10 protein-coding genes are annotated in these 12,291 nt (G+C 63.8%); 4 read left to right on the top strand and 6 right to left on the bottom strand.

Annotation, left to right across the window (positions count from 1 at the left end):
- The first annotated feature begins 78 nt into the window (after positions 1 to 78).
- Together FMM02_RS10110 and greB are read left to right on the top strand one after the other, a co-directional pair.
- Positions 79 to 2,043 carry a lytic transglycosylase domain-containing protein gene (locus FMM02_RS10110; RefSeq protein ID WP_147494725.1) on the top strand — a complete coding sequence of 655 codons (1,965 nt, stop codon included), beginning with the start codon at positions 79 to 81 and terminating at the stop codon, positions 2,041 to 2,043.
- Positions 2,044 to 2,053: 10 nt separating this feature from the next.
- Positions 2,054 to 2,539: a transcription elongation factor GreB gene (greB, locus tag FMM02_RS10105; protein WP_147494724.1), complete on the top strand. Its 486-nt coding sequence runs from the start codon at positions 2,054 to 2,056 to the stop codon at positions 2,537 to 2,539.
- A gap of 6 nt (positions 2,540 to 2,545) precedes the next feature.
- On the opposite strand, the gene FMM02_RS10100 is transcribed toward greB, so the two are convergent.
- Complete coding sequence (locus FMM02_RS10100; RefSeq protein WP_147494723.1) at positions 2,546 to 3,316, bottom strand: polyphosphate kinase 2 family protein; 771 nt, start codon at positions 3,314 to 3,316, stop codon at positions 2,546 to 2,548.
- A 99-nt stretch (positions 3,317 to 3,415) separates the two neighbouring features.
- Positions 3,416 to 5,206, bottom strand: a complete 1,791-nt coding sequence (aspS, locus tag FMM02_RS10095) for an aspartate--tRNA ligase (RefSeq protein WP_147494722.1) — start codon at positions 5,204 to 5,206, stop codon at positions 3,416 to 3,418.
- 114 nt (positions 5,207 to 5,320) lie between these two features.
- Between aspS and rnd the strand changes: the two genes are divergently transcribed.
- Complete coding sequence (rnd, locus tag FMM02_RS10090; protein WP_147494721.1) at positions 5,321 to 6,514, top strand: ribonuclease D; 1,194 nt, start codon at positions 5,321 to 5,323, stop codon at positions 6,512 to 6,514.
- 32 nt (positions 6,515 to 6,546) lie between these two features.
- Positions 6,547 to 6,843: an I78 family peptidase inhibitor gene (locus FMM02_RS10085; RefSeq protein WP_147494720.1), complete on the top strand. Its 297-nt coding sequence runs from the start codon at positions 6,547 to 6,549 to the stop codon at positions 6,841 to 6,843.
- On the opposite strand, the gene FMM02_RS10080 is transcribed toward FMM02_RS10085, so the two are convergent.
- Genes FMM02_RS10080 through FMM02_RS10065 form a run of 4 tightly spaced genes read right to left on the bottom strand, consistent with a single transcriptional unit; the run spans position 6,840 to position 12,274 of the window.
- Positions 6,840 to 8,306 carry a Ppx/GppA family phosphatase gene (locus tag FMM02_RS10080; RefSeq protein ID WP_147494719.1) on the bottom strand — a complete coding sequence of 489 codons (1,467 nt, stop codon included), beginning with the start codon at positions 8,304 to 8,306 and terminating at the stop codon, positions 6,840 to 6,842. The two genes, FMM02_RS10085 and FMM02_RS10080, sit on opposite strands and share 4 nt — an antisense overlap.
- Before the next feature lie 4 nt (positions 8,307 to 8,310).
- Positions 8,311 to 10,434, bottom strand: coding sequence for an RNA degradosome polyphosphate kinase (locus FMM02_RS10075; protein ID WP_147494718.1), 2,124 nt, complete (start codon positions 10,432 to 10,434; stop codon positions 8,311 to 8,313).
- Entirely contained in the window at positions 10,431 to 11,060 is a 630-nt protein-coding gene (locus FMM02_RS10070) for an HdaA/DnaA family protein (protein WP_147494717.1), read from the bottom strand. The genes FMM02_RS10075 and FMM02_RS10070 overlap by 4 nt, the downstream gene beginning before the upstream one ends.
- A complete protein-coding gene (locus FMM02_RS10065; RefSeq protein ID WP_147494716.1) occupies positions 11,057 to 12,274 on the bottom strand; it encodes a heavy-metal-associated domain-containing protein in 1,218 nt (405 codons plus the stop codon). The genes FMM02_RS10070 and FMM02_RS10065 overlap by 4 nt, the downstream gene beginning before the upstream one ends.
- Positions 12,275 to 12,291: the final 17 nt, after the last annotated feature.

Genomic DNA, 12,291 nt, shown 5'->3' with positions numbered 1-12,291 from the left:
TTCACTTGGAGTCCGTCGCCGCGTTAGGCTCCTGCCGACACCATTCGTTCAGCGGCTGATAAGGACAGGGGCGCCATAATGTCCAGCATGAGGAAATCCGGACTATTGATCGCTTGCCTGCTGCCTGTTGCCACGGGGGCATCGGCACAGACCTCCCCGGTCCTTCCGAACCGGGCGCCTATTGCCGCGCCTGCAGCCCACATCAATTATGCCATCGCCGACTGGCGCCGGCTTCGCCAGGCCAGCGGCTATGCCTTTGCCGACTATGCCCGGTTCCTCATTGCCAACCCCGGCTGGCCGGGCGAGCCGGCAATGCGGCGCGATGCCGAAAAGCAAATGCGGGCGGGCGAAAATCCGGCCACGGTCATCACCTTCTTCCGGGCGATCGAACCGAAAAGCGGCAATGGCTGGGCAAGACTGGCCGAAGCCCATGCCGCCACCAACCGTCCGGCCGAGGCCATTGCGGCGGCGCGGCGTGCATGGACTTCCGCCGACCTCAGCCAATATGACGAGCAGGCGCTGTTCGCCCGCTTCGGGACGCAATTTACCTCCGCCGACCATGACAATAGGGTCGACGCGCTGCTGTTCGACAAGAAGGCCAGCGATGCCTACCGGATGCTCCCCTGGACGAGTCCGCAGCGGCGCGCTTCGCTTTCGGCGCGTATCGCGATGCATTCACGCAGCGCCGACGCGGAGCAGCGCTTTCAGGCGGTAGCAGCGCAAGTTTCCACCGACGCCGGCCTGCTGATGGATCGCGCCCGCTACCTTCGCGAAGGCAATAATGAGCAGGCGGCTCGCCAGCTGCTCGCGCGGCCGCACAGGTTCACCTACCGCCCGACCGACGCCGACCGTTTTTACGAGATGCTCGAGCTTCTCTCGGCGGGGGCAGCGAGCGACCGGCAGTATCAGCTGGCCTACGACATCGCCCGGCAGGTCGACGACAGCTTCGCGCCCGGCGTCGATATTTCCGAACAATCCTATGGCATTCGCGACAAATATACGACCCTGACCTGGCTTGCCGGAACGATGGCGCTGGAACGGCTCAATCGCCCGCGCGAGGCCGTCGTGCTGTTCGACAAATATGCCAATGGCGGCAAGTCGCTGCAGGTTGCGACCAAGGGATGGTATTGGGCCGGCCGGGCTGCGGCGCAGGCCGGCGACACGATGGGCGCGCGCGCACACTTCGAAAAGTCGGCAGCCACGCCCGAATTGTTCTACGGCCAGTTGGCGCTCGAGCGGCTCGGCCGAATCGTCCCCGCACCGTCGGGAACGCCAAGCCTGCTCGTCACCAATGCGCAGCGCCAGGCTTTCTATAGCGATCGCCTGGTCCAGGCCGTTCGTGCCCTGTCGCGCAGCCGCGACGAGCAAACCCTTTTCATTCGCGCCCTGTCCGAAGCAACCGAGACCGAGGCCGACCGGCTTATGTCGCTTGAGCTTGCTGCCAGCATCGGCCGGCCCGACCTTGCCGTGTGGACCGCGCGTTCGGCCCGCAACGCCGGCACCGCCTTCTATTACAAGGCGGCCTTCCCGACCCATGCCTATAATGTGCCCAGTGGGCGGACATGGTCTCTGGTGCATGGGATCACCCGGCAGGAATCGAGTTTCGATCGCGCCGCGGTCAGCCACGCCAATGCCCGCGGGATGATGCAGCTGATGCCCGCCACGGCGCGCGAGCAGGCGGGCAAGATGGGGATGGGCTATGACTATGGCCGACTGACTTCAGATGCCAATTACAACGTCATGCTCGGCAGCGCCTATTTCCAGCGGCTGTTGAGGCAATGGGACGGTAATTATCCGCTCGCGGTTGCCAGCTACAACGCCGGGGCCGGCAATGTGCGCAAGTGGATCAACCGTTATGGCGATCCGCGCAGCAACGGCGACATCGTCCGCTGGATCGAGCAGATTCCGTTCATGGAAACCCGCGGCTATGTTCAGCGTGTGCTTGAGAACAGCGTCGTCTACGATCGGCTGAACCCGACCCTGCCGGGACCCGAGCCTGTCCATATCTCGACCTATCTCGGCAAGTCGTCGCGACCCGGCTAAGACCGTCGTCATGGCAGACCGGGCGCCGCGCTTCATCACCCCCCAGGGATTTGCGCGCATCAGATCCGAATATGAACAGATGTTCGGCACCGAACGGCCAAAACTCGTCGATACGATCGCCTGGGCTGCCGGGAATGGCGACCGTTCGGAGAACGGCGACTATATCTATGGCCGCAAGCGGCTGCGCGAAATCGACCGCCGCCTGTCCTACCTTGCCAAGGTGATGAAGTCGGCCAAGCTTGTCGACCCCGCCACGCAGGAACAGCGGGACACGATCCGCTTCGGGGCGACAGTCGAACTCGCCGACGAGAATGACGAGCGGCGCACCCTGACCCTGGTCGGCGAGGACGAGGCCGATGCCTCAGCCGGACGAATCAGCTGGGTGGCGCCGATCGCCCGGGCGCTAGTCGGCGCGCGGGTCGGCGACGAGCGCATTGTTCGTCTTCCAGCCGGCGAAAAAAGCTATGAAGTGATGCGAATCAGCTATCCGGACTAGGTTCGGTCAGCTCGCCTTCTGCTGGGGGAACTGGATCACCGTCGCCCCCTCTGCCGGCGGTTCTGCGGGAAGCGCTTTTTCCAGCTGGGCGATGATCGCGGTCAGCGCCGCGAACGTCCCCGCCACTTCGTCATTGCCGTCGATAACCTGCCACGGCGCCCAACGCGTGTCCGTCTGGCGGAACAGGTCGTGAAGCACTTCCACCGTTTGATCGCGCTCGCCGAGTCCGACGAGATCCTCCTCGCCGAGCAGGTGGCGTTCCCACGGATCGGCCTGCCGCTCGCGAAGCCGTGCGATTTGCTGGTCGGCCGAAACATGAAAGAATAGCTTCGCGACGATGGTGCCATGGTCGCGCTGCTGCGCTTCGAATTCGTTGATCTCGTCGCACGCCCGGGCCCAGCGCCGGTCATCATAGCGGCCCGAGACGCGCTGTTCGATAATCCGCCGGTACCAGCTGTGATAGAATATCGTGGTGTCCCCCGCGGCGGGAAGTCCGCTCCAGAAGGGGGCAAGCCAGTGGCGGTCATCGTCGGCTTCCTCGAGGCCGCCGACGCTGCGCACTTGAACATGGCTGGGATCGAAGCTTCCGGCGAGGAGCTTCAGCGCGGCCTTCTTGCCCGACCCGGTCCACCCTTCGAAGAGGATGAGCGAGCGCCGCCGATGAACGATCTGCGCAAGCTGAAGCCGCGCGAGGCGGGCCTGCAACGCGCTCAACGCTGCAGCCGGATCACCAGGGAACGGCGCTCCCCGTTCAAAATCCGTTAATTCGATCGGCACGCTGGGAGGCGTAACTCAAAGCCTCGGGCGCCGCAATTGGCTTCCGATGAACAGTTCCGCCCATTCGTCCCAAGGTGGAACGGTGCGACGGGACGCGGCTCAGTTGGCCTCGGGCTCGGAATCCGCGACCACCCGGATCGATAGCTCACGTAGCTGTTTCATCGTCACTGGCGCGGGGGCGTTCATCATCAAGTCTTCCGCCCGCTGGTTCATCGGGAAGAGAATGACTTCACGGATGTTCGGCTCATTGGCGAGCAGCATGACGATACGGTCGATACCCGGGGCCGACCCGCCGTGCGGCGGCGCGCCGTATTTGAAGGCGCCGATCATGCCCGGGAAGCTGGTGTCGACGTCCTCGCGGCTGTAGCCGGCAATCTCGAACGCCTTGTACATAATATCCGGACGGTGGTTGCGGATCGCGCCCGAGCTCAATTCCACGCCGTTGCAGACGATGTCGTACTGCCAAGCCAGGATATCGAGCGGGTCCTTGGTCTCCAGCGCTTCCATTCCGCCCTGGGGCATAGAGAAGGGGTTGTGGCTGAAATCGACCTTCTTCGCATCCTCATCATATTCGAACATCGGAAAGTCGACGATCCAGCAAAAGCGGAACGCACCCTGTTCGATCAGTCCAAGCTGTTCGGCGACACGGGTTCGGGCAAGGCCGGCGAGCCTCGCCGCCTGCGCTTCGGGACCGGCGGCGAAGAAAATGCCGTCGTCCGGACCGATGCCCATCTGCTCGGCGATCCGGTCCATGCCCTCGGCGCCATGGTTCTTGGCAATGGGCCCGCCCCACTCTCCGCCCTTGCTCGTTGCATAGCCAAGCCCGGCAAATCCTTCCTGCCGCGCCCAATCGTTCATCTCGTCGAAGAATTTGCGGCTTTTTTCTGCCGTTGCCGGCGCTGCGACGGCGCGCACCACCATGCCCTTTTCGACCATGCCGGCGAACAGGCCAAACCCCGACCCGGCGAAATGCTCGCCGACGTCATGGACGATCAGCGGATTTCGCAGGTCCGGCTTGTCGCTGCCGTACTTCAGCATCGCTTCCTTGTAGGGGATGCGCGGAAACTCGCCGGCCGGAGTGACATAATTGCCCCCCGCGAATTCTGCGAACACGCCCGACAGCACCGGCTCGATCGCATTGAAGACGTCGTCCTGGGTAACGAAGCTCATCTCGAAGTCGAGCTGGTAGAATTCGCCAGGCGACCGATCGGCGCGGGCATCTTCATCGCGAAAGCAGGGCGCGATCTGGAAATAGCGGTCGAAGCCGGCAACCATCAGCAGCTGCTTGAACATCTGGGGCGCCTGGGGAAGCGCATAGAATTTGCCGGGGTGGACGCGGCTTGGAACCAGATAGTCGCGCGCGCCCTCGGGCGACGAGGCGGTCAGGATGGGTGTCTGGAATTCGGTGAAGCCCTGGTCGATCATCCGGCGGCGGATGGAAGCGATCACCTTCGAACGGAGCATGATATTGGCGTGGAGCCGGTCGCGGCGAAGATCGAGATAGCGATACTTGAGCCGAATTTCCTCCGGATAGTCCTGTTCCCCGGCAACCGGCATCGGCAGTTCGTCGGCCTTCGACTGGATCTCGACGGTGCGGGCGAACACCTCAATATCGCCGGTGGGCAATTTGGCGTTGGTCGTTCCCTCGGCACGGGCCTTCACCTCGCCGTCGATGGTCACCACGCTTTCGACCCTGAGCGAGTCGAGGATCGGCAGCGCCGGGCTGTCGGCATCGCAGACAATCTGGGTCAGGCCGTAATGGTCGCGCAAGTCCACGAACAGCACCCCGCCATGGTCGCGCTTGCGATGGATCCAGCCCGACAGGCGGACGTTCGATCCGACATCGGAAGCGCGAAGGTCGGCGCAGGTGTGGGTTCGGAAGGCGTGCATGGGCTTGCTCGTTCGAGAAAATGGAGGTTCGCAGGCGCGAAATAGTCGCGTGGGCGCTTCGCCGTCAGGGTTGCCTTTGTCAAGGCGCGCGGGTGCCGCTATGGGCCGCCACAGATGAAAATTCACCCACTGATCACGACCACCCAGGATCTCACCGCGCTCGTTTCCCGAATGGCCGACCACGACTTCGTGGCGGTCGACACGGAGTTCATGCGGGAAAATAGCTATTGGCCCGACCTCTGCCTGCTGCAGATCGCTACCGTCGACGAAGCCGCGGCGATCGATCCGAAGGCGGAGGGGATCGATCTGGCACCGTTGCTTGAGCTACTGGTCGACAATCATGACGTGCTGAAGGTCTTCCACGCCGGCGGGCAAGACCTTGAAATCATCCACAATCTCACCGACAAGGTGCCCAACCCACTGTTCGATACCCAGATCGCCGCCATGGCGCTCGGTTATGGCGAGCAGATCGGTTACTCCAACCTCGTTGAAAGCGTGCTTGGCCACAACCTCGACAAGGGCGCCCGCTTCACCGATTGGTCGCGCCGCCCCCTCGACAAGCGCCAGATCGACTATGCAATCGCCGATGTCACCCACCTCGCCGAGATTTTCCCTCGCCTCGTCAAGAAGCTGATTAAGACCGGCCGCGGTGCCTGGCTGGACGAGGAGATGGAGCGCCTTGCCGACCCGTCGAGCTTCGCCTTCCCGGCGGAGGACGCGTGGAAACGCCTGAAGCTTCCAAGCCGCAACCCCGCGGTCCTTGGCCGCCTCAAGGCGCTAGCCGGCTGGCGCGAGAGCGAGGCGCGCAACAAGAACCTGCCCCGCGGCCGGATCATCAAGGACGACACGCTCAATGAGCTTGCGAGCCACCCGCCCAAGACGCAGGACGACCTGGGCAAGGTGCGCGGCCTGTCGGCGGGATGGCGAAACAACGATATCGGGGCCCGGCTGATGAGCGCGCTTGCCAAGGCCCAGCCGCTCGAGGCCGATGACCTTCCGTCGCGCGAACCGCGCCGTCCCGGCCTCACGAAGGACGCCGCGCTGGTCAGCGACCTGCTCAAGCTTCTGCTCAAGATCCGCGCCAAGGAAAGCGGCGTGGCACCCAAGCTCATCGCCCGGTCAGACGAACTTGAATCGCTTGCCGCCGGAGTGCGCGACCAACTCAACATCCTGTCGGGCTGGCGCTTCGAGGAGTTCGGCCGCGACGCGCTCGACCTCGTGGAGGGCCGGCTCGCCTTCGCTACCGAAAACGGCAAGCTCAAGTTGAGCAGGATCGCAGGGGATTCAGGAACCGGACAGGAGGTCTGACGCTTGTTACATCGATCCAAGGAGATGAATCGATGCGTATCCTGTTCGCAACCTTGTCAATCGCCGCGCTTGCCGGGTGCACCGTTGCTGGAAGTGATCCGGTAAACGGACCGCCGCCTCCGGGCCAGCAATGCCGCAATGACCAGCTAGGCCAGTTCAGCGGCCAGACGGCTACCCAGGAACTGGGCGCGCGCATGCTTGCCGTGTCGGGAGCCCGCATCATCCGCTGGGTACCCCAGGGCGGCGTCGTCACGATGGATTATCGAATGGACCGGCTGACGGTCCAGCTTGACGGGGCCAATCGCGTCGTCACCGCGCGCTGCGGCTAGGCAAAGCAAATGTCCGGACGACGGTCGAGCGCTTTCGCCAGCTGATTGAAACGCCGCTCGACCGGTTCGGAATAGAGAAGCCGATACTTCCCGGGGATGGTGAGGACCAGACGGTCCCCGCGAAGACCGACCTGCGTTTTTCGCAGCAGCGCCTCGGTCCCGCCGCTCAGCCGCTGGGCCAGGCGAAGCGCCTTGCCCCAAGCTATTAATCGCTCTTCTTCGCCCGGGCGCAGCAATGCCGAAAGCTTGGCGTCAAAGCCGCCGTCGCCCCCAAATGCAGCACATAGCGCGCGTCCCATCACCGCCCGGCCATGATCGCCGATCCCGACCCAATTGCCATGGATCGCCATGTCCACCGCACGCTCGGCGCGGAAATCGGGATGGGCATTCCAGGCGATGTCGCCAAGCAGGCATGTCGCAAGCCGCAGCCGCTGCAGTTCACTGCTGTCGTCGGGAAACAAGGGCGCGAGCCATTGTTCGAGCGCAGCGCCATGGTCGCCGAAACGACCGAGCCGCTCGCCGACCTCCAGCGCCGCGGCAAGCAGCGGATCCTGCCGGCGCGTGGCCTCATCGAGATCGCGGTAGAGCAGGCCTTCGCGAAGGCCAAAGGCAGAAACGATCACCTTCTTGGGGCCAAGCACTTCCATCATCGCCTCGAGCATCGTCACGACAGCCGGCAAGGTCGGGATTCGAGACGCAGTGATCGCGGTCATCCGCTTCAGCTCGTCGGGTGCGGTCAGTTTGAGGATCCCCCGCAGATCGTCGAGACGCTTCGGCAGGAAACGGTGCTGGTGGACCATTGGCAACGGATGGCCGAGCGTTAAAAGGTCGAGCCGGGCCAAGGCGCGGAACGAACCGCCGACGCAGTAAAGCCCCTGCCCCCTAGCGGCGTCGGCCAGCCGCCCGGCGTTGCGAAGTCCAACCTTGATCGCCGTGTCGAGGTCCGACCCGGACGGGCTTGCGCCGATCCGCAACACGCCAAGCGGCAGCGAGATGGCATCGCCGGTCATTCCCCGGGCGACACCGATAAGTTCGAGGCTGCCCCCCCCGAGATCGGCGACGATACCATTTGCGCGCGGGATGGCCGAGATCACCCCCAATCCAGCCAACTCCGCTTCCTCGGCGCCGGACAGGAGGCGTGGCTTGAGGCCCAGCGCCGCGATCTCCTTCAGGAAGGCCGGGCCATTCTCAGCGTCGCGGACAGCGGCGGTGGCGACGGCGTGGAGCTTCTTCAAGCCCATCTCGCGTCCGAGCTGGCGGAAGCGAGCCAGGGATTCGAGCGTTGTGCGCATCGCCCGCTCATCAAGCCGCCCGTCCTGGGCGAGCCCCCGACCAAGCGCGGCCATCACCTTCTCGTTGAACAACACCGATGGCACGCGCGCGGTCCCGCCATAAGCCACGAAACGCACGCTGTTGGAGCCGATGTCGATGATCCCAACGGGTCCGAAGTTGCGTCTCGTCATCCGCTCAGCCCCGCTGCGTCAGGCGCAATTTAGGCACCGCCTTGCCCGCCAGTGCCTGGCCGCGACCGGAAAGAGACGGATTGGTCATGAAATAGCGGTGCAGGTTGAAATGGCGCTTGCCCGGTTTCAACCGCGTATAGCCGCCATCCGGTCCAAGCACCCAGCTTTGCTCGTTATCGATCAAATTGGCGATCATCACCTGGTCCAGCACCTGTGCATGGACCGTGGGATTTTCGATCGGCAGCATATATTCGACCCGCCTATCGAAGTTCCGCGGCATCCAGTCTGCTGAACTGATATAGATCCTGGCCTTGCGGTGCGGCAGGCGTTCGCCGTTGGCGAACACGAAGATCCGGGCATGTTCGAGGAACCGGCCGACAATCGATTTCACGCGGATATTGGACGACATGCCGGGCACGCCGGGACGCAGGCAACACACACCGCGAACGATCAGCTCGATCGACACGCCGGCTTCGCTCGCTTCGTAGAGCTTCTCGATCACCCGCTGGTCGACGAGACTGTTCATCTTCGCCCATATCGCCGACGGCTTGCCGTCCCTGGCATTGGCGATCTCGGTATCGATCAGCTGCATGATCTTGTCGCGCAAGCCCTTGGGGCTCAGGGTGAGCAACTCAAGTCCCTTCGGCTGGACATAACCCGTGGTCAGGTTGAATAGTTTGGCGGCATCGCGGGCAGCGCGGCGCGAAGCAGTAAAATAGCTGAGGTCGGTGTAAATCCGGGCCGTCGTCGGATGATAATTGCCCGTGCCGAAGTGGCAGTAGGTTCTCATCACATTGGCTTCGCGGCGGATCACCATCGAAACCTTGGCGTGGGTCTTCCATTCGACGAAGCCATAAATAACCTGCACGCCTGCCCGCTCGAGCCGGCTTGCCCAGAGCAAATTCTGTTCCTCATCGAAGCGCGCCTTCAGCTCGACGACGGCCGTGACAGACTTACCCGCTTCGGCCGCCGCAACCAACGCGTCGATGATCGCCGACTGCTTTCCAGCGCGGTACAGCATTTGCTTGATCGCAACGACGTCGGGATCCTCCGCCGCCTGCCGCAGGAAGGCGACGACGACCTCAAAGCTTTCATAGGGATGGTGGACGATGAAATCTTTCGAGCGGATCGCGGCGAAGCAGTCGCCGTCATATTCGATGATCCGTTCGGGAAAGCGCGGCGTATAGGGCGGGAACTTGAGGTCGGGCCGTTCCACCTCAACTAACTGGCCAAGGTCGGCAATGCCGATGAAGCCCGCGCTTTCGACGACCAGCGCGGAATCAGCCCCAACGCCCTCACGGACCATCGCCTCGAGGTCGGCCGGCGTATCCACCGCGAATTCAAGACGGATCACCCGCCCTCGACGCCTCCGCTTGATCGCGCTGCGGAAATAGCGAACCAGGTCCTCGGCATCTTCCTCAACCTCGATGTCGCTATCGCGGATCAGGCGGAACGCCCCAGAACCCGCAAGCTCGAAGCCCGGAAACAGCTGATCGAGATGGGCGCGAATGACCGCTTCGATGGCAATGAATGCCAAGGTCTTGCCAGGCAAGCGGATGAACCGCGGCAAGGTCGGCGGGATCATCAGCAGTTCGACGACCGGATCCTTGCTCCCGCGCCGAAGGTCGAACGCCAGGCTGAAGCCGCCATTGGGAATGAACGGGAATGGGTGCGAGGGGTCGATCGCCTGGGGAGTGAGAACCGGCAGTATCTGTTCGCGAAAATGGCTGGACAGCCACTGTTTCTGGGCATCGCTGAGCTGGTCTTGCGCAAGTACCTGCAGCCCCTGCTCGGCAAGCGCCTCGCGCAGCATCAGCCATTCGGCCTGTTGTGCAACAACCAGCGAGTCGGCCTGTTCGGCGATGGCGTCCAGCTGTTGCGTCGCGGTCATCCCGTCGGCGCTGAGATTGTCGATGCCCTGAATCTGCTGGCCCTTCAGGCCCGCGACGCGAACCATGAAGAATTCGTCGAGGTTGGTCCCGGAAATCGACAGGAACCGGAGCCGTTCCAGCAGCGGGTGAGCGCTATTGGTCGCCTCTTCAAGCACGCGCCGGTTGAATGCCAGCCAGCTCAGTTCCCGATTGAATAGTCGCCTGTCGGCACTCAACGCGCGACTGGCGGCGTTCATGCCGCGCCCCTGGAATCGATAATTCCTCCCTCGGCCAAGGCACGTCGTACCGTGGGCAAGGTCAATCGCGCCCGCTCAGCGATCGCAAAACGATCGATCGCGTCGACCACCCTTTCGGCGGTCCAATAACTTCGCTCGACCCGCTGGGAAACGTAGCGCAATGCTTCTTCCGGGATGTGCATGCCCCGGTCGGCGAATAAAAGCCGGATCAGCGAGCGGAACAGTTCGTCGTCGGGAAGCTGGATCCGAGCGATGGGAGTAATGGCCAGCCGGGTGCGGAGGTCGGGTAGCGCGACTTCCCACTGCGGAGGCACTTCATCGACCACCATCACCAGCGGCCGTCCGTCGTCCTGCGCGGCATTCCAGGCGTGAAACAGTTCGGCCTCATTGTGCCGTTCTGCACGGTCGTAGAGCCGGCCATGAACCCGCTCAACGAAGGTCCGCGCTAGCAAGGATCGGCCGGAACGCGGCGGTCCAGTCAATATCGTCGCCTTGACCGGCCACAGGCTCCAGGCGCGAAAATGCTCATAGGCCTCGCGGTTAGCGTCCGACAGGATGAAGCGGCTGTGATCGCGCGCCTGCGGCCAGTCGAGCGGCAGCGCGATCTGGTCCGCTGGCCGCTTCATGGAGATTGCAGCGGCTGGCTGGGCGCTGGTGCCGGGCCGGGGTCGGGCGCCGCCGACTTGGGCGCGGAAATAAGGCGGATCGCCCCGCCTTCGACGCTCGCGGTCAGGCCCCGCGCAATCAACTGGTCGCGAAGCTCGGCTGGCGTGCCCGAATAGGTGACGGAAACGGTCGATCCCGATCCGGATATGCTGACGCCACGGATCGAGCGGATCACCGCTAAGCCATAATCCCGCCAGGCATCGTTGGGCGAGCTGATCGCGATGAGGATCGGCGCGCGCGGCGGCGGCATTTCCTCGGGCTCCTCGGGCGGCGGTGGCGGCTGCTGGATGATGAGGTCGGGATCACCGCGAACGATGCCCGCCTCCAGCGCGTCGGTGAACAGCCGGTCCATGCGCTGGACGCCTTCGCTCATCATGCGTGGCAAGTCGCTGCTGTCCTTGGCGACCATCTCGAAGCTGCCTAGCGGCTGGCGGTCGGGACCGAAATAGCCAAGGAAAGTCGCCTTGCTCGGGCCGCCCGGATATAGGCGCTGGACCCGCACCTCGGCGACGAGGACGTTGGCCGCACCGTAGAAATCGAGCACGTTGCGCCACCAGCTTCGCCCAGGCCGCCTGGTCATCGCGGCATTGATCAGCAGCGGGTCAACGCCCATCCCGCTGACGCGGACATAGTCGACCGGACTCTGCGAAGTGCGAAACTGCGCCCAGGCCCGTTGCCAGGGATTGCGAAGCTCGACGCTGGTCGCGCCGCCTCCCGCGACCATGACGGGCACCAGCAGCATTGGCGCAGAGCGCCTGACCTGCCCAGGCACGCCAAGCAGTTCACCGGCGCGGGCCCGGTCGAACAAGACGCCGAGCGTCGCGATGTAGCGGGTTGGGCCGATCTGTTCGCGATCGACCACGATCGAACTAACCAGCCCGTCGAGTGTCGAGTCGGACAAGTTGGGGGCCTCCGACACGGGCCGGCTGTTTGTCTTCGCCCATAACGCCTTGAACCCTTCGCGCTGAGCTACGCGCCAGCCGGCGAAACGCGCGCTTTCGGCGTCCTTGCCGCCGACATCGACCGAAATGCCGGTGATTTCGAGCGTCCCACTGCTGTCGATAGGCAGGATTCCACGCTCGCCCGCCTCCATCTGCGCAATCACGCCCCCGGCCAAGCCGATAGCGGCGAGCAGGGCGGCGGTGATGATGACGGCGGGCCAGCGAACAAGCATTGACGCGCTTTTGGCGA

This window comes from Sphingomonas xanthus, assembly GCF_007998985.1.
Taxonomy (GTDB): Bacteria; Pseudomonadota; Alphaproteobacteria; order Sphingomonadales; family Sphingomonadaceae; genus Sphingomicrobium; species Sphingomicrobium xanthum.
This window is presented reverse-complemented; position numbering and strand designations above follow the sequence as displayed.